Source organism: Flavitalea flava (assembly GCF_054461575.1).
The window spans coordinates 204,549-222,903 of the sequence record NZ_JBTLQH010000009.1 but is presented as its reverse complement, the minus strand read 5'-3'; the positions used below and the strand labels follow the sequence as shown (position 1 = coordinate 222,903).

Here is an 18,355-nt window from a genome sequence, read left to right as displayed (position 1 = left end):
AACCTCCTGTTACCCGGGAAAAGGATGGTGAAAAACGAGAAAACCCTCAAAGACAATAGGAGAACATTTAAGAGATCAGCTAATAGAAAATAAGGTTAAAAAAGGCGCCCCCGGTAAGGTAAAACTTGCCAGGGGCGCCTTTTTTGCGCGTTTAAAACTCCTGAAAACCTGCAAAAATGCATTCTGTATTCCGGACATCCTGGCAAAATATTTACCCTTATATCTTTCTGCACAGGAGGTGTGGATATAAATGGAAAAATGGCTGAAAACTTTTTTAAATTGTGGAAAGCAAGGGGGTTGCTGTTAATAAGCCGTAGATTTGTGTTAACAATCCTGTGGATTTCTATAGGAAAAATATAGAAAAAGAAAAATTTTTTTGAACGCGACAGAGAGATTTATATTCGCCCTCCTGACTCAAAGGGATAACATTCCGTTCACGTTGCCGTAACAATTTCATAATATATATGACGCGTTTGAATTTCAGTTAAGAGTAAGGCCATCTAACCAATAGGCCGGTTAAATGGAGCAGATTGCTTGACACCCTATTATTTAATTTTTTATTTCGGATAGTTCATGGACCTGACAAATCTCAATCTGAACAAGGATCGCAGCAAATTAAGGCGGAAACCTTCGATGGATCTCAGCACGATGGTTTACGGCAAAGTACCTCCTCAGGCTAAAGAACTGGAAGAAGCCGTCCTGGGGGCCATTATGCTGGAAAAAAGCGCCTTTGACGCAGTAGTGGAAATCCTTAAACCGGAATGTTTTTACCTGGAAGGCCATCAACGTATCTATAAAGCCATGCAGGGGCTGGCCCAAAAGAGCCAACCCATTGATATTCTGACCATCGTAGAAGAATTGAAGGTCAGGGAAGAGCTCGAGCTTGTCGGAGGCCCTTACTATGTGACCAAACTCACCAATGCGGTCGTTTCTTCTGCCAATATTGAAACGCATGCCCGTATCATCCTTCAGAAATTCATTCAGCGTGAACTCATACGCATCAGCGGAGAGATCATCGGGGATGCCTATGAGGACAGCACGGATGTGTTCGATCTGCTGGATGATGCCGAAAGCAAGTTGTTCGAGATCACGAATAACCACCTGCGCAAAAATTTTGACAGCATCGACTCCGTCCTGGTCAAAACGATCCAGCGTATCGAGGATATGCGTAATAACCAGGCTGATATTACCGGTGTACCCAGCGGATTCCCTTCCCTGGACAGGATCACCTATGGCTGGCAGCCAACGGATCTTATCGTGCTGGCAGCACGTCCCTCGGTAGGTAAAACGGCCTTTGCCCTGAACCTGGCCCGAAATGCCGCCCTTAATGCGACCAAACCGACAGCGGTTGCCTTTTTTAGTCTTGAAATGAGTTCCGCCCAGTTGGTACAACGTATCCTCAGCGCTGAAAGCGAGATCTTCATGGAGAAGATCTCCCGGGGCAGACTGGAAGAACACGAAATGAAACAATTGTACAAAAAAGGGATCGACAGACTGGCTAAAGCGCCCATTTTCATCGATGATACGCCGGCCCTGAACATTTTTGAATTGCGTGCCAAATGCCGCCGGTTAAAAAATAAACACAATGTAGGTATTATCCTCATCGACTATTTGCAGTTAATGAGCGGGGCGGGAGATTCCAAAGGCGGGAATCGTGAACAGGAGATCAGCCGGATATCCCGTGATCTGAAAGGGCTGGCTAAAGAATTACAGGTACCCATTATCGCCCTTTCCCAATTGAGTCGTGCCGTTGAATCCAGGAAGGATGGGGACAAGATCCCTCAATTAAGCGATCTGCGTGAATCGGGTGCGATCGAACAGGATGCCGATATGGTTATGTTCCTGTACCGGCCCGAATATTATGGGATCACTGCCAACGAAATGGGCGAAAGCAATAAAGGAGAGACCCATGTAAAAATTGCAAAACATCGAAATGGTTCCCTGGAAACGATCAAATTAAGGGCCCTTCTTCATATCCAAAAATTCACGGAATACGGAGCGGATGATTTCGGCGGCATCGGAATGCCCGCCACTGGAGGCTGGAAACCGGTGCAGGATAATGAAGGGGGCGGGGGCGCCAAACTCTATATCCAGGCGGGCAGCAAAATGAATGACCTGCCGATGGATGATGACGAAACTCCATTCTAATATGGCACTGCCCTGTTTTTACCTATCCCCGGATAACATCGTTGCACCCGGCTCCGGTTCGGTGAAGGAGGAGATGGTACTGAATGAAGAAACCTCCCGCCATATCCTACAGGTCCTGCGGATGAAACCCGGCGAACTCCTGCAATTGACCGATGGCAGGGGAAATTTGCTGACGGCTTCCATCGTGGATGATCATAAGAAGAAATGTTTAGTCAGGATACAATCTACAGTTTACCATCCCATGCGGGAAAGAAAAGTTTCCATTGGAATTTCTTTAGTGAAAAATGCCAGCCGTTTCGAATGGTTTCTGGAAAAGGCCACGGAGATCGGCGTTACCGAGATCATTCCCCTTCTTTGTGAGCGCACAGAAAAACAGCATTTTCGCCAGGATCGCATGGAGAATATTCTGGTAAGTGCCATGCTGCAATCCCAACAGACCTGGCTTCCTGTTTTGCAGCCGCAGATAACCTTTTCCCAGGTTATAGAAATTGCCGGCCACGGGCAGTTGTTCATAGCCCATTGTCTGGAAGAAGAAAAAATTTCGTTGACAGATGCAATGACTTCCGCCGCGTCCAATGCAGAAGGTGTGCAACCCGAAAATGATGACGATACCATTGTTTCATCGCAGCTTATCCTGATCGGTCCCGAGGGCGATTTTTCCGGTACTGAGATCGCATTGGCCCGCCAACATGGCTTCATCCCGGTGACGCTGGGGGGCTCACGTTTACGGACGGAGACCGCGGGTATGGTGGCAGCTGCGCTTTTATGTATAGGATAATATGAATTGGCAATATGTATTGGATAACCTGGATTGCCCGGTGATCCTTCAGTTTATAACCGGGTCTGACCTTTACCCGCCTTTAAGGCAGCTTTTTTCTCCGCTCTCTTTTTCATGGTAGAATTTAAGATCTCCACGCCGAAAGAAAAGGCCATGGAGAAATAAATATATCCTTTGTCAATATGGGTATGGTGAAGAGGTTCCAATCCTTCGAAAAACAGGCTGAACCCGACCATCAATAAAAAGGACAGTGCCAGCATTTTCAGGGTAGGGCGTTTGTGGATATAATCGGAGATCTTTTGTGAAAAAAAGAACATAATGATCATCGCGATGATAACGGCAGTGATCATAACCGGAACCTGTCTTGCCATACCCACAGCCGTTATAATGCTATCAAAAGAAAAGACGGTATCCACCAGGATGATCTGGCTCACGATCGCTCCGAAACCGGCTCCGGCTTTTTGACCAGCGGATTGTTCATCATGCCCCGATCTTTCCAGTTTTTCATGGATTTCTTTGACGGTTTTATAAAGGAGGAACAATCCCCCTGCCAGCATAATGATATTGCGCAGATTAAACCCATAACCAAATACAGAAAACAACTCCTGGTTCCCGTTGGTAACCAGCCAGCCTATCCCCAGCAATAATAAGGACCGGATAAGGATGCCGGCAATCATCCATGCCCGACGCGCTTCCAGTTGACGGCCCCTCTCCAGGCGTCCGATCAGGATGGAAACAAAAATGACATTGTCGATGCCCAGTACAATTTCCAGGGTCGTCAGGGTCAGCAGACTTATTAAGGATTCAAGACTAAATAAAGAGGCCATGTGGTTTCGTTAAGAGGCACAAAAATAGGTTACCTGCTTTTCCCGGTGATTGGGTAAATGCATTTTTTTCAGCATTAATGTGCAACATATTATAATTTTTTTTGTACATCTAGTGAATCTTGCTTAAATTACTACCTAGTAACATTTTATATATTTGTTTTTCTCTTTATCAACCCCTCCCCCCAATAGATTGCCCCTTCTCCTATCGCTTATTGTCCAATGTCTTACCTCTTTTTTGCAGCTTGGATTAAACCGGAATCGCCTGACGTGATTATAATTAACGGATAGTGAACTACGAAGTAGGTATTGCAATTTTTTCATCATTAAAACCCACGCTATGTCATTTAATTTAGTCGACACCGTGAAAGGTCTGTTCACCTCGGATCTTATCAGCAAAGCGGCTTCTTCTTTAGGAGAAAATGAAGGAGCCATCAGTAAGGCTCTTTCCGGTCTGGTACCCTCCCTGTTGGGGGGCCTGGTATCCAAAGCCACCTCTGGTATAGAAGGAGCGGCTAACATTTTGAATATGGCAAAGGAAGCCACTTCATCCGGCTCCATAGAAAATCCGGCAGGTTTGCTTGGGGGAGGGAGTGGTTCTGGCGTCTTGGGTGGATTATCAGGCGGATTGGATGCGATTAAAGGAATTTTTGGTAATAAACTGGGCGATATTACCCGGGTTATTTCAAATTTTTCGGGTATCAAGGAATCCTCTGCTTCAACGCTTATGAGCGCTGCTGCCCCGGCCACCTTGGGAGTTATCGGCAAATACGCCAGTGAAAACAACCTGAATGCAAGTGGCCTGGCCAGTATGTTATCCGCACAAAAGGACAATATCCTTAGCGCTTTGCCTTCGGGCCTTGGTTCTCTCTCCGGTTTGCTGGGGCTGGGCTCTATTGGCGCAGCCGTCTCTTCTCTGACAGGGACTGCCAGGCCATCGGCGACAACAGTTTCCCATGCCGCAAGAGAAGTAGAAGAAAAAGCGGGCGGCGGGTTAAAATGGTTAATGCCTCTTTTGCTGGCCGTGTTGGTGATCGCGCTGGTATGGTATTTTGCAAGGGGATGCGGGAACACCTCGAATACGGTTGCCGTCACTGATTCGGCGGCCACCATGAATACCGATACGACCATGAATTCAGGGCCGGTATCGATCAAGGTCAAACTGCCCGATGGAACGGAATTGGATGCTTATAAGGGAGGGATCGAGGATGAACTGGTGACCTATCTGAATTCTACCGACCCCGCAGACAGCATCAGCAAAGGAAGATGGTTCAACTTCGATAACCTGAATTTTAAGACGGGAAGTGATGAATTGACGGAAGAGAGCGGCAAACAGGTACAGAATATTGCGGCTATTTTAAAAGCCTATCCAAAGGTGAAAATAAAGATCGGCGGATATACCGACAGAACGGGTAATGAACCGGATAATATGAAATTATCGCAGAAAAGGGCCGATGCGGTTACCCGTGCTTTGAATAAATCAGGCGCAAATTCGGGACAGCTGGATGGAGCGGAAGGTTATGGCTCACAGTTTGCAAAAGCAGCTGCCGACGGCCCTGATGCAGAAAAGAAAATGGACCGGCGGATATCGGTCAATGTCAGGCAGAAATAGAACCGGAAGGTCTGCGATACAATAAAATAAAAGCCAGGATACCCACGGTGATGTATACGTCGGCAAAATTAAATATAGCCGTTCTGATATGCAGGATACCTATATTCATAAAGTCGGAAACATGACGATCGAAAAGGATCCGGTCAATAATGTTCCCGACGCCGCCGGCAAAGATCAGGGCCAGGCAGAACATTTTTGGGAAAGGGATCTCGTCTGATCTCCTGATCGCGTAAAAGAATAACACCAAAAGGCAGCATAAAGGAAGTACGCTCAGCAACCAGAAATTGGCGGTTTTAGATAAGTTCTCGCCAAATCCCAGCGCAGCCCCGGTATTTTCGATGTATTCCAACCGGAAGGTATCGTGGAAAAATGAACGAGCTTCTTTATTCATAAGCTGTTCTTTTGCCAGCGTCTTGGTGATGCGGTCACAACCAATGAAGACGAATGCCAGCGTACAGAAAAAGATGATCTTATACCATTTTTGCATAAAAAGCGCTTTGCCTGTCTAAATTAGCCAAATAGGGTCAGTCAAGGCGCTTTTTTTATGTTATAAGGGATATAATTATCCCAGAACCAGGGGGTATAGCTATCACCAATGGCAGTTTGCAATAATTCCTTAAAAATACTTTCACCCTGGTCGCTGTTGGTCATGATAATGACAGCTATCCCTTTATCGGGAAACCCAATCGAATAATGACCCCAGCCTTCACTATGGCCTTCCTTAAAGAAGGCCGTTCCATAGGGGGTTTTTATTAATCCAAAGCCTAGCCCATAGAAGAGGGATGTCGTTTTTTCATCCCGTTCGTCCACCCTGGCATTCGGACCGAATTGTTGTTTGGATAAAATGGGGATTTGAGGCCGGAATAATTCCCGGAAACTTTTAGCGCTAAGACCCCGCTGATTCAAAAGAGCCTCGTAAAAAAGAGAGAAATCCCCGATCGTTGTGTATAAAGAGCCCGCCGCATGGGATACTGTTCGGGCATCGAATACATAGGCATGTTGCAGGGAGTCGTGACCTACGCAATGATTTCCATCGAATGCGGGCTGCCAGATATAACTGCTATGGACCATGCCTAATGGCCGTAGTACTTCTTCCTGAATACTGTTCTCGAAATCTTTTCCCGTGATCTGTTCCAATACGAATTGCAATAAATAAATCCCCTCTCCCGAATAAGAATAACGGGTGCCCGGGTCGGCATGGATACGCAATTTCCCATCAGGCTCATAACCCCGGTAGTTTGGTAATCCGGTCGTATGATCGAGACACATTCTGGCCGTTATCTTTTCGAAACGTTTGTCTTCCTTTATATCTTTATAACCACGACTTTTTTTGGTGAATGTATATTCGTAAAGCGGTTTGTTTAAATAGTGTACGAGGGGCGTGTCCAGATTGAGCACCCCTTTATCGACGAGCTTCATGGCATAATAGGCGAATACTGCCTTGCTGAAGGAACAGGACCACCATATGGCCGCGCTGTCCAGTTTTTGACCGGTTGTAACATCGGCGTATCCGAATGTTCCGGTATAAACAGGTTTGTTTTTATTAAATACGGTGATGGAGAGCCCGGTGACCTTGGCCGTATCCATCAGGCGGTTGATCCTCTCTGTTAGCTGTACGTTGGAGATTTTTGATCCATCCAAACGCCTGAGGAATCTTTCCGATCCTGTTACGTTTTGTCCTTCCACGAATAAAACTGCAAACATCCCAAGGACAAGCAATCTCACGGCGAGCATTTTCCCCGCGAGCATCCTCAGGACGGGAACTCCAAAGGGAAAAAGGTAAGCTGGTAAAAACTTACGGTGATTAATTACTGACGATTTTCTCATGTACTGGTGAGTATTATATATGAAAGATTTGTATATTTGTGTCAGCTTTGACCGGTCTGATTATGCCCTTATTCCTTTCACCAACTGTCTGCAATCAGACGACTCCCCTATTCCCTTAAGATAAGACAAAACGCAATTTTTCAACCTTAAAAATCAAGTTATGAAAAGATTTCTTCTTTTAATGGGTATTGTCATGTTCTGTGGTATCTATGCAGCCCATGCTCAGATCTCAAAAGGGAATGTTATGGTAGGGGGAGATATCTCCAATTTTAGTTTCACGCTCAACGATCCCAAAACGTTTACGATGACCATCGATCCCAAGGCAGCCTGGTTTATCCAGGATCACGTTGCGATAGGGGGCTATCTGAATTTTCAATTGCAAACGGAAAAAGGTGCCGGTTCCAATATCAATTATGGTATTGGTGCTTTGGGAAGGTATTATATCGTTGATAATTCCATTACGGTACTACGGCACACCAATTTTTTTCTGGAGGGTACGGTTGGTATACAAGGGGTAAACCCTGCGCATGGAGATAACACGAATGGGCTCGGTCTGGGTTTCGGACCGGGAATCGCTTATTTTGTTACGCCGAACATTGGCCTGGAATGTCTCCTGAAATATAATGGTATCATTGGATTCGGCTCCAGTGTAACTTCCAGCAACCTCGTACTGGGTGTTGGATTTCAGATCTATTTGCCGGGTAAAAAGTTAAAGGCTACGATGAAGGGTCAATAATTTGGCGCAGATCCTGCGGGTGATAAACGGACCTTCATAGATAAAACCCGTCCAAACCTGTACCAGCGATGCGCCGGCCTCCAGTTTATCCATTGCATCTTCTCCGGTGAAAATCCCTCCGGAGGCGATAAGTGGGATCGTCCCATATGTTTTTTTATGGATCGTACGCACCATCTCCGTCGATTTTTCTTTTAGTGGAGCTCCGCTTAAGCCACCGGCCCCGATTGTTTCCAGATGTGCCGCGGTACTTAACAGTTTTTCGCGGCTAATAGTCGTATTGGCTGCTACCAGGCCATCCAACCGTATCTCCAGGGCAAGTTCAATCACCTCTTCCAATTGTGCCGGCGTGAGATCCGGTGCGATCTTTAGCAGGAGGGGTCTTTGTGGTATACCTTCTTGCCGGCTAAGTTCAAGGTTGATCCCTTGCAGATTGGTTAATATTTTCCGCAGAGATTCCTTTTCCTGGAGTTCGCGCAGACCTGGCGTATTGGGCGAACTTACATTCACCACAAAATAATCCACATAAGGGAATAATTCGCGGAAACAGATCTCGTAATCCTGCCAGGCATTTTCATTGGGAGTGACCTTGTTCTTTCCGATATTTCCGCCAATGATCAGCGGACAAGCCTGCGGTTTGGCCTGTTTGTTTGCGCCTTCCTGCCCGGAGCCTACCTGGTTGCTACGTTCCCGCCATTTCTTCAATCTTTCCGCGACCACCTTAACCCCGTCATTATTAAATCCCATCCGGTTGATCAGGGCCTGGTCTTCGGGTAAGCGGAAAAGTCTCTGCTTTTCATTCCCTGCCTGTGCCAGGGGAGTAACGGTTCCAATCTCTACAAATCCAAATCCCAGAACATCCAGTTCCCGCAGGTAGCGCGCATTTTTGTCAAATCCCGCCCCTAATCCAACCAGATTACGAAAGGAAAGACCAAAGACTTCCTGTTTCAGGGATTTTGTTTCTTCGTCGGGATGGCAGCACCAGCCAGCCAACTTCCTGGACCAGCTCCAGGTACAAGCCAGCCTGAGCGCGTTCATGGAAAAATAATGCACGCCCTCTGGCGGAAAAAAGAACAGTATGGTCCGGAGAATTTTATACATAACGGCGCGAAGATAAACTTTTTGAAGTTTTTGAGCGGGTGCGGTTTAAAAAGACCGATGCATTATATTTAACTGCGGTATTTTGGTCTATGGGTATTTCCAGAGTGTAGGTTATTTTTTGTTGAATATTTATATATGAAAGGATTTTTTTTGCAACTATTTTTATTAGCGGGTATTATTTTATAGCTAGCTGGAGTGCTAAAAATTTTGAGTATAATTCAATTGAAATAAATTCTGAATCCCAAAGCGATACCATAATTACATGGACGCAGAATTATAGACTGACATTTGAGGATTTTCAGAGTGTTCCACAAAAAAAAGACGAATCATCAATCGATACCTTGGCAATATGTTCTTATTCTATAAGATATAAAATATATTTGAAGAAGGGAAACCTAAAATTGATGTATTTGCTGTTTTTTCAAGGAAATTGTCATGGATAAAGATTAAGACAATTCCAGTTCTGCAGCATGAACAAGGACATTTTGATATGGGAGAGATTTTTGCATTAAGGTTAAAAAAGAGCATTAATGAATCCGGTATAGTAGATTTTCACGACTTTTTTACAGCCTTCAAGGAAAAGTATGAAAAAATGCTAGAGGAATGTAACGAAGAGGAAAGTAAATATGATGTCGCTACCCAAAATACATTAGGAGTCGAATATTACACTAAATGGATAAAGGATGAATTAGAGGCATTGAAACCTATTCTTTAGAATTTTAAAAAAATCTCAAGGAAATTCATAAACCTTTACCTAAAACTTGAATAACAATGATTCGTATCCATAACATCATTTTTCTAATCCTACTATTCTCAAGTTGTAAATCCCAAACCACCAACGAAAAAATATTAAATACTGCAACCAGAGCCGTAGCTGCCATTCAGGAGGGAAATTCAGAAAAATTTATTTCATTAATTCGTGATAATGGCTTGGATAGAGAGATGATTGAATTTGATGTTAAAAGATGCAAAGGCTATTTTGACAATTATCAAAAAGGGATTTCCCCGGTTATAGAAATTAAAGAGCTTTATAATAGCCTTGGTCAGAAACTGGTAAGAGTCCCTGTCTATTCAAGCGCCAATGATACCGCACGAATAAAAGAGATTCATTTAAATTTACTATTCGGCCCTTCGAATTTGTTTCCTTTAGACAAATTAACGGGGTATTCCGTGGTGAGAAATAACGAGGATTCTAGTAAGTTTCATCCCCTTTCTTACTGGCACCGATAATCATTTCCCAAGCATAAAAGTGATTAATGAAGATGTAGGCCATTTCCCCCGGAAATCTTAACTTTGATATATAAAGTTGCATAGACAACCTTTTTCGACGCTAACGACCCGTCGCCTGCCCAACCCGGGCAGATCTGGGTTATTAATTATAAAAAATCTCATATGCAAGACGCTTATATCGTAGCCGGTTTCCGTACCGCGGTAGGAAAGTCCAAAAGGGGAAAACTCCGTTTTTATCGCCCTGACGATCTGGCCGTAACGGTCATTAAAGGGCTGTTAGCTTCCGTTCCTGGCCTGGACCCCAAAAGGGTAGATGATGTTATCGTGGGTAATGCCGTTCCGGAAGCCGAACAAGGCCTCCAGGTAGGTCGGATCATTGCAGCCCGGGCCGTAGGAATCCATGCGCCGGGGGTAACGGTGAACCGGTATTGTGCCAGCGGATTGGAGACGATCGCCATCGCTACTGCCAAAATCCGTTCCGGCCAGGCGGATTGTATCATTGCCGGGGGCACTGAAAGCATGAGCATGGTACCCCAGGCGGGTTGGAAAACGGTCCCTGCCTACTCTATTGCCTCAGAAGAACCTGATTATTACCTGAATATGGGACTTACTGCCGAAGCGGTGGCCAAGGAATTTAAGGTTAACCGGGAAGACCAGGATCAATTTTCTTTTCAATCCCATCAGAAGGCGATCAATGCTATCAGGAATGGCTTTTTCAAACCTGGGATTCTGCCTGTCCAGGTGGAGGAAGTTTATGTGGATGAAAAAGGCAAACGTCAAAAAAGAAGTTATACGGTAGATACAGACGAAGGCCCCCGGGAAGATACCTCTATCCAGGCCCTGGCCAAACTGAAGCCGGTTTTTGCGGCAGGTGGCTGTATTACTGCCGGAAATTCTTCCCAGACCAGCGATGGGGCCGCCTTTGTGGTGGTCATGGGTGAAAATATGGTCAAAGAGCTGGGTTTGAAACCGATTGCCAGGCTGATAGCCTGCGCCAGCGCGGGGGTACATCCCCGGATCATGGGTATCGGACCGGTGGAAGCCGTTCCCAAGGCGCTGAAACAGGCCGGAATGAGCCTGGGTCAGATCGATCTGGTTGAGTTGAACGAGGCATTTGCCTCACAGGCCCTGGCTGTCATCAGAGAGCTGGGCATCGATCCGGCAATTGTGAATATAAACGGTGGCGCCATTGCCCTGGGCCATCCCCTGGGCTGTACCGGAACCAAGCTTACCATCCAGTTAACCCACGAAATGAAGCGGTTAAATAAGAAATTTGGGATCGTTACGGCCTGCGTTGGAGGAGGCCAGGGGATAGCCGGTATTATAGAAAATATGAATTAAGCAAGGAAAACCTTATCTTGCTGGGTTGTTAAAAGCCTGACTAGTCGCAAGCTGAAACTGTTTTCGGGAGGCGTTTGACAATTAATTGGCCAAAACAATTCCCTTAAACGAATCTAATAAGCAGATGATTCGAGTATTTATTACGGATGATCATGAAATGTATATGGAAGGCCTGGCATTATTGCTGGCCAAACAGGAGGGTATCCGGGTTGCGGGTACGGCCTCATCGGCAAAGGGTCTGTTAGCGGAACTTCCCAACCTGGAAACAGATATTCTGTTGCTGGATGTCTATCTGCCCGATATGGTAGAGGAAGAATTGTTAATGGCGATCCGGGCGCTCCGGCCCGATCTGAAGGTCATTTATCTTACCTTGCTCCGCGGAACCCGTTATGTCCATAAACTCACCCGTCACAAGATCCAGGGTTATGTTTTGAAGAATGCCGCTCTGGCCGAGCTGGTAACGGCCCTTCATACGGTTCATGGAGGGGGAAGTTATTTCAGTAAAGACATCAATATCGGAGACCGCGAGGAAGATTTCCGCAGTACGATCACTATCGAGGATAAACAGATCGACGAGATCCTTTCCCGCCGGGAACTGGAGGTATTGAAGCTGATCTGCCGGGAATACAGCAATGCCGAGATCGCAGAAAAATTGTTCCTGAGCGTAAGCACCGTGGAAACCCACCGGAAGAACCTGATCGCCAAATTGGGGGTCAACAATACCGTAGGATTGGTCAAGTTCGCCCTCAAACATAAATTGATCGATTAAAGACCCCGCGGGAACCGGAAAGATCATTATCTTGGGAGTAAATGAATAGTCATAGTCTGTGAAGCGTTTATTCTTCTTCTTTTTTTTACTTTACACCCCATCCCTTTTTGCCCAGGCAGATTCCGCTGCCCTGAAACGCTATTATGCAAAAGCCCTGAATTTTACCGAAGCGGATGTTGACTCCATTTTGTATTTTGCCTCCTTCATCAACCGGTCTTATGAGCAGGCGGCATTCCCCCAGGGAAAGATCCTGGCCCTCCGTTTGTACGGGTTTTATTATGAGAATAAGGGAGAATATGAAAATGCCATAGATTATTATCTGCAAACCCTCGATGCGGCCCGCAAGCTCAATTCTATCAATTACCAGATCAATGCCCTGACCGACCTGGCCGTGATATACCAGGATGATATGAAACAACCTCAGAAGGCCCTGGAAGTATACCTGGAATGCGTGAAACTGAACAAACAACGGGGAGATGCCAAGTCGCTCGTCGCCACGTATACTAACCTGGGCGCCATCTATAACCGGATAGGCCTCCACGATAGCGCCCTTTATTTTCTGCAGGAAGGATTACGCATTGGAAAGCCCCTGGATGATAAGGGCCTGGAAGATATTTCTTCCCTCTATAATAACATGGGTACTATCTATTATTCCAAAAAGAATTATGAGCAGGCCCTGTTCTATTTCCGTAACAATTACAACCGGCACCTGGCAGCAAAAGAATTGCCCGACAGGCTACCCAATCTTTGGCTGGATGCATTGAACCTGGCTGATGCTTATACGGAAAAAGGAACTTATGATTCAGCCTCCAAATTCGGCGATCTGTCCCTGTCCCTTGCCGGACAGCTTGATTCCAAAAGCAAACGATCGGATAGTTATCAGATCCTTTCCAAATTATACCAGCATAGGGGAGATTACAAAAAGGCCTACGAATTCCAAAGGGACTGGTATGAAATGGATACTTCGCTGGTGAATGGGGAAACCTATAAGTCTATTGCCGAACTGGAGGAGAAATATATGGCCAGGAAAAGGGAGAATGAAAAACTATTGCTGCAGGCTGAAATAACCCAGCAGCGATTCCATAACCGGATCATGATGATCATGGCCATCAGCCTTTTACTCGTTGCCGTTGCGGCTGCCATGGCCTTTATCACCAAACGGAATGTAAACCGGAAATTACAGGCAACCAATGACCTGGTCATGCGGCAGAATGAACGGTTGTCGGAATTGAATTATGAAAAAAATTCCCTGATCAGCATCGTATCCCATGACCTCAGTACTCCTTTTGCGAGTATCGGCATGTGGAATCAGTTGATGCAATCCGGACAGGATAACCTTACCCCGGAACAGAAAAAAGCTTTGAGCCGTATCGAACAGGCTACCAATTATGGGGAAAAACTGATACGCCATATTCTCGATGTTGAAAAGGCGCAGACCAATCAGCATAAGGTACAGCTGGAGAACCTGGATCTTAAGATCTTTGCGGAATCCATTATAGAGAATTTTGCACCAATCGCTTCTAAAAAGAGTATTCAGCTGAACCTGGATCTTCCGGAGAAGTCCCTTTATTTCCTCAGCGACCGGCAATTGCTGAGCCGTATGCTGGAGAATTTGTTATCCAATGCGATCAAGTATACGACTACCGGCAAGAATGTTTGGATGAGCGTCAGCGAAGAAAAAGATGCCGTGAGTATCAAGGTAAGGGATGAAGGCGTGGGCATCGAGAAAGAAGAGTTACCCCATCTTTTCTCCAAATACAGCAAGATCTCCTCCCAGCCGACAGCTGGCGAAGTCTCCACCGGTCTCGGCCTGGCCATCGTCAAAAGGATCGTCGAAGAGCTGAATGGTCAGATCTCCTGTGAAAGTTCCCTGGGAAATGGTTCCGTTTTCACCGTTATTCTTAAGAAGTAAAATACTAATATGAAATTTTTACCGTTAGTAATGGAGTTTTACTAACCCAATCGCATAGTTTGTAAAGGCCTTCCGGTATTTCCCGGAGGGCTTTTTTAATGAAGATCCTTTAGGGGATTATATTTTCAAAGAAACCCCGCAGCAGTCGGCCAAACCCTACTCTAAATTTTTAACAGGGGTGTTCTTGTAATCCGCATCGTAAGAAACGAAAAAATAAAGATAGATTACCCGGCTCAACCGCATGATCCAGGGCTGGAGCAGGATCAGGAAAAAGGCATTGATCCCCATCCACCAAAAGAAACGGTTATCCTCCGTGGACACGCCGATGAGGACCCACCAGGCAATAAAACTGGTTACCGATAGACCAAAAGATAAGGCATAGCTGACGTAGCCGGTTCCATACCAGAAACCCACTTCCAGTTCGAAATGCTGTCTGCATTCAGCGCATTTCTCCGGCATTTTCAACGTTTCTTTTAAATTCCAGGCATTGGGGTTGGAAAACATGGACCCTCTCCGGCAACGAGGGCATTTCATCGTAAACAGGCTCCAGAAATAATTCGGTTTGTCTTGTATCGGCATGCCGGTTGGATTGATTAGGCGCAAAGATACGCAGATACTCCTGATTCCCCGGGACTCTTCCAATTGTTAAGACGAGATGGGCATGGTCCAGGTCGTCAATCCATGATCGGTGAACTGGTAGGGTTTACAATAGCCGCCGAATTTATTTAAGGCTTCCATGACGGCATATTTTGAAATGCCGGGGCAATAAAAAGTCATGAATCCGCCCCCGCCGGCTCCGGAGATTTTTCCACCGGTGGCGCCTGCTTTTTTAGCTTGGACATAGATCTCATCGATCAGGCTGTTGGAAATACCTTCCGCCATTTTTTGTTTTTGCCGGAAACCAAAATCCAGGATCTCTCCAATCTCGTGAATGCGTCCTTTTAACAGGGCCTCTTTCATGAGTTGGGCCTGGTGTTTCAACTGGTGCATCGCCTCGATAGATCCTTCTTTTTTATCGATCACATTCTGACTTTGTTTCTCAATGATCCGGGCCGACTCCCGGCTTGTAGACGTATAATAAAGCAGTAAGTTATTCTCCAGTTCGAACAGGTATTGCTGTTTGACCCGCAAAGGGTTTACAATGACCTTGTCCCCGGTATAGAATTCCATATAATTCACACCACCGAAGGCGGCAGCATACTGATCCTGTTTGCCGCCTGCTATTTTAAGATCCTTGCGTTCGATGTCATAGGCCAGATGGGCGATATCATATTCCCCCAGGGGCAAACGCAGCCATTCCGCGAAGACGCCGATGATGGCAACCACCAGTGTAGAGGAAGTTCCGAGACCTGAACCCGCCGGCGCATCTACGAAAGTGGATAACCGGAATCCGGAATCGGGCAATTGATAGTCCTTTCGGATACGGTTAATTACTCCTTTTAGCAGATCCAGTTTGCCATCGATGGGTAATCCCTGTCCTTCCATTCCGCTCTCAAAGATCAGTTCCTCCCCGCGGTCGATTCCCTGCAAAATGATCGTACCTTTTTTCTTTTGATTCGCATTACCGGATACCTCAAAAGGCTCGATCGTTGCATGTGCATACAGGGAAACAGAGACATTGAGAATAGCCCCGCCATACAGATCGCTGTAAGGGCTTACATCCGTACCCCCTCCGGCCAGACCGATCCGCAAAGGAGCCTTACTTCGGTAAATCATAGTCGTGATTTTATCTTTTAATGCCGGATAGAAAATTCTTGCTGGGCCCGTTCGTAATCTTCCGGAGTACCAATATCGATAAAATATTCGTCCTGTACGAATCCAAAGAGTTTGGTTTCCGGGTAATCCTTTTCCGGGTTCTCCTCTTGGAGATTATGTTTTTCGAGATAATCCTTTTCGAAGGAAAATCTTTCTGGCCCTTTCCATTCCAGGAACCGGGGGACGTCCAATGCATAGACTCCTCCATTGATCAACCCGGAGGGGGTAAATTCTTTTTCCCGGAAGTGGCGGATACTTTGGTCCGGATTGAGGGTTAACGACCCATAACGGTCAAAATTTTCAAACGGTTTCAGGCAAAGGGTGCAATCCGCCTGTTTTTCTTCGTGAAAATGGGCCAACTCACTGGTCTTTATCCGGAAAAAGCTATCACCATTCAATACCAGAACCGTTTTATCAGATACCAGGGTACAGGCCAGTTGAATGGCTCCGCCGGTTCCCAGGGGCTCTTGTTCAAGCGAGATCCTGTAGCTGGCCGAAGGGAGATTGTCTTTTAAATAAGTTTCTATTACCTCACTTTTATAGCCTAATGCAAAAATAAACCGTTGAATGCCTTCCTCCCGGAAATAGTCGATCAGGTAAGAAAGAAAAGGTTTGCCGGCTACCGGTGCCATACACTTGGGAAGATCCGGTACAGCTCCCCGTAAGCGTGTCCCTGACCCTCCTGCAAGAATAATGGCCTCTTTAATACTCATCATATTATGAATCCCCTTCAGGGAGTTAGGGGTGTAAAATATTGTTCCTCCACCAACTGGCAGATGATATGCCCGATCAGCATATGGACTTCCTGGATCCTGGGCGTATTGCCGGACGGAACATTGATGAGGTGATCGCTAAGGGGTTTCAATTTTCCGCCGCTTTCACCGGTGAAACCTATGGTAATTACTCCTTTCTCCCGCGCGGTTTCAAAGGCTTTTACCATATTGACCGAATTGCCGGAAGTGGAAAGACCGAAAAGGACATCCCCCTGGTGGGCAATTCCCTTGATCAGCCGGGCATAGATCTCATCAAAGCTGTAATCATTACCCACAGCAGTAAGGTAGGAGGTATTACAGTGGAGAGCTTCAGCAGGCAATGCGTCGCGGTCCATATAGAAACGTCCGGAAAATTCAGCGGCAAGGTGTTGTGCGTCAGCGGCACTGCCCCCGTTCCCGCAGAAGTATATACGTTTGCCTTTTCGTAAGGCCTCTACTACCAATTGCACGATAATCCCGGTGGTTTTCAGCAGGTGCCCATCGCTGAGTGTCTTATTTTTGACGGCGATGGACTCACTTATGATCGATTGTATTTTTCCGTTCATAGGTGCAAATATCCGATTGATTTTGCTAATTCATCTTCACTTTCTTTGCTGAAGTTGGTATAATTTAATGTATTTCAGAAAGGTGAGGTGGGCAACATTTACGGCGATCACCCAACCGTAGAAGCCATCCAGAAAACCAGCCCGCAGAAAATAACCCGAAAAAAACGCCCAGAAAGGATTGATCACGATCTTAACAGCATTTGCCCTTTTCCCTTTTTGGTACATGGATTGAGCGGAAAGGGTGCTATAGCGGTTGTTTTTATCCATATGTTCGTCGATGGTCGAATAAGCATAGTGCAGCAGATCCCCATTCAACAGCCCGATCCGGGCACTATTATCCGGAATAAGGCTTTCATGGACGATGTCCAGGTTCCAGTTCCCTTTCTGCCGGCTAAGGATCCGGAGTTTCCTGTCGGGATACCAGCTGCCATAATGGATCCATTTCCCGCAATAATTATTTAGCCGGTTCATGAGGTAGCCATCCGCCGGAAATCCCCTTTCTTTTTCTACCAGGATGCTTTCGCTAAGCGTTTCACTAAGGAATTCATCGGCATCCAGGAAAAGGATATGATCATGGCTGGCAATTGCGGTTCCAGCATTCCGTTGTGCCCCATAACCATCGAAAGCCCGTTGATGGAGCTTTCCCCCCATCCGCAGGACGATCTCTGCCGTCCGGTCAGTTGAAAAGGAATCCATTACGATGATCTCATCTGCTACTGCCCTGACCGAATCCATACACCTGCTGATATTTTTTTCCTCGTTAAACGTAATAATCACGACCGTCAGGAATGCCGGCTGCTCCTGATCATGAAGACCATTCTCCCGGTGAAAACTTCCTGAGGTTTGAGCGGTTGACATTAATTGTCTTAGAATTTGATGGTGTCGTGTATGTACCGATACAAACCTGCCAATAGTTTCATGAGGAATGTACTGTATTGTTAATTAAATTAATGTATTTTGACCAAAGTTACAATGATACAATGAGGCTTTCAAACCTTAGCATTTAA

At 46.0% G+C, this 18,355-nt stretch carries 18 protein-coding genes; 9 read left to right on the top strand and 9 right to left on the bottom strand.

Features of this window, described 5'->3' with window-relative positions; translation table 11 throughout:
- The first annotated feature begins 573 nt into the window (after window positions 1–573).
- A complete protein-coding gene (dnaB, locus tag ACX0G9_RS11500) occupies window positions 574–2,148 on the top strand; it encodes a replicative DNA helicase (protein WP_459065048.1) in 1,575 nt (524 codons plus the stop codon).
- A gap of 1 nt (window position 2,149) precedes the next feature.
- On the top strand, window positions 2,150–2,926 hold the full coding sequence (locus ACX0G9_RS11495; RefSeq protein ID WP_459065047.1) for an RsmE family RNA methyltransferase: 777 nt from the start codon (window positions 2,150–2,152) through the stop codon (window positions 2,924–2,926).
- A 53-nt stretch (window positions 2,927–2,979) separates the two neighbouring features.
- On the opposite strand, the gene ACX0G9_RS11490 is transcribed toward ACX0G9_RS11495, so the two are convergent.
- Window positions 2,980–3,753, bottom strand: a complete 774-nt coding sequence (locus ACX0G9_RS11490) for a TerC family protein (RefSeq protein ID WP_459065046.1) — start codon at window positions 3,751–3,753, stop codon at window positions 2,980–2,982.
- 337 nt (window positions 3,754–4,090) lie between these two features.
- Here ACX0G9_RS11490 and ACX0G9_RS11485 point away from each other — a divergent pair, with 337 nt between their 5' ends.
- The gene (locus tag ACX0G9_RS11485; protein WP_459065045.1) at window positions 4,091–5,362 is read left to right on the top strand and encodes an OmpA family protein; all 1,272 of its coding nucleotides are present in this window, start codon (window positions 4,091–4,093) and stop codon (window positions 5,360–5,362) included.
- On the opposite strand, the gene lspA is transcribed toward ACX0G9_RS11485, so the two are convergent.
- On the bottom strand, window positions 5,349–5,849 hold the full coding sequence (gene lspA, locus ACX0G9_RS11480) for a signal peptidase II (RefSeq protein ID WP_459065044.1): 501 nt from the start codon (window positions 5,847–5,849) through the stop codon (window positions 5,349–5,351). The two genes, ACX0G9_RS11485 and lspA, sit on opposite strands and share 14 nt — an antisense overlap.
- Before the next feature lie 41 nt (window positions 5,850–5,890).
- Window positions 5,891–7,189, bottom strand: a complete 1,299-nt coding sequence (locus ACX0G9_RS11475; protein ID WP_459065043.1) for a serine hydrolase domain-containing protein — start codon at window positions 7,187–7,189, stop codon at window positions 5,891–5,893.
- Between the two features lie 160 nt (window positions 7,190–7,349).
- Between ACX0G9_RS11475 and ACX0G9_RS11470 the strand changes: the two genes are divergently transcribed.
- Window positions 7,350–7,925 carry an outer membrane beta-barrel protein gene (locus tag ACX0G9_RS11470; RefSeq protein ID WP_459065042.1) on the top strand — a complete coding sequence of 192 codons (576 nt, stop codon included), beginning with the start codon at window positions 7,350–7,352 and terminating at the stop codon, window positions 7,923–7,925.
- Here the strand turns inward: ACX0G9_RS11470 and ACX0G9_RS11465 are convergent.
- The gene (locus tag ACX0G9_RS11465) at window positions 7,899–9,023 is read right to left on the bottom strand and encodes a quinone-dependent dihydroorotate dehydrogenase (RefSeq protein WP_459065041.1); all 1,125 of its coding nucleotides are present in this window, start codon (window positions 9,021–9,023) and stop codon (window positions 7,899–7,901) included. The genes ACX0G9_RS11470 and ACX0G9_RS11465 overlap by 27 nt on opposite strands.
- 430 nt (window positions 9,024–9,453) lie before the next feature.
- On the opposite strand from ACX0G9_RS11465, the gene ACX0G9_RS11460 reads away from it, so the two are divergent.
- From ACX0G9_RS11460 to ACX0G9_RS11440, 5 genes are all read left to right on the top strand, one after another.
- On the top strand, window positions 9,454–9,738 hold the full coding sequence (locus ACX0G9_RS11460; RefSeq protein ID WP_459065040.1) for a hypothetical protein: 285 nt from the start codon (window positions 9,454–9,456) through the stop codon (window positions 9,736–9,738).
- Between the two features lie 56 nt (window positions 9,739–9,794).
- Window positions 9,795–10,253 carry a hypothetical protein gene (locus ACX0G9_RS11455; protein ID WP_459065039.1) on the top strand — a complete coding sequence of 153 codons (459 nt, stop codon included), beginning with the start codon at window positions 9,795–9,797 and terminating at the stop codon, window positions 10,251–10,253.
- A 162-nt stretch (window positions 10,254–10,415) separates the two neighbouring features.
- Complete coding sequence (locus ACX0G9_RS11450) at window positions 10,416–11,594, top strand: thiolase family protein (RefSeq protein WP_459065038.1); 1,179 nt, start codon at window positions 10,416–10,418, stop codon at window positions 11,592–11,594.
- 124 nt (window positions 11,595–11,718) lie between these two features.
- Entirely contained in the window at window positions 11,719–12,363 is a 645-nt protein-coding gene (locus ACX0G9_RS11445; protein WP_459065037.1) for a response regulator transcription factor, read from the top strand.
- A gap of 58 nt (window positions 12,364–12,421) precedes the next feature.
- On the top strand, window positions 12,422–14,275 hold the full coding sequence (locus ACX0G9_RS11440; RefSeq protein WP_459065036.1) for a tetratricopeptide repeat-containing sensor histidine kinase: 1,854 nt from the start codon (window positions 12,422–12,424) through the stop codon (window positions 14,273–14,275).
- A 156-nt stretch (window positions 14,276–14,431) separates the two neighbouring features.
- On the opposite strand, the gene ACX0G9_RS11435 is transcribed toward ACX0G9_RS11440, so the two are convergent.
- The 5 genes from ACX0G9_RS11435 to ACX0G9_RS11415 form a co-directional block, all read right to left on the bottom strand.
- Window positions 14,432–14,854 carry a DUF983 domain-containing protein gene (locus ACX0G9_RS11435; protein WP_459065035.1) on the bottom strand — a complete coding sequence of 141 codons (423 nt, stop codon included), beginning with the start codon at window positions 14,852–14,854 and terminating at the stop codon, window positions 14,432–14,434.
- 66 nt (window positions 14,855–14,920) lie between these two features.
- Entirely contained in the window at window positions 14,921–15,991 is a 1,071-nt protein-coding gene (locus tag ACX0G9_RS11430; RefSeq protein WP_459065034.1) for a GHMP family kinase ATP-binding protein, read from the bottom strand.
- 17 nt (window positions 15,992–16,008) lie between these two features.
- The gene (locus tag ACX0G9_RS11425) at window positions 16,009–16,746 is read right to left on the bottom strand and encodes a nucleotidyltransferase family protein (RefSeq protein WP_459065033.1); all 738 of its coding nucleotides are present in this window, start codon (window positions 16,744–16,746) and stop codon (window positions 16,009–16,011) included.
- A 14-nt stretch (window positions 16,747–16,760) separates the two neighbouring features.
- A complete protein-coding gene (locus ACX0G9_RS11420) occupies window positions 16,761–17,348 on the bottom strand; it encodes a D-sedoheptulose-7-phosphate isomerase (protein WP_459065032.1) in 588 nt (195 codons plus the stop codon).
- 36 nt (window positions 17,349–17,384) lie between these two features.
- Complete coding sequence (locus ACX0G9_RS11415; RefSeq protein WP_459065031.1) at window positions 17,385–18,206, bottom strand: glycosyltransferase family 2 protein; 822 nt, start codon at window positions 18,204–18,206, stop codon at window positions 17,385–17,387.
- Between the last annotated feature and the right edge of the window lie 149 nt (window positions 18,207–18,355).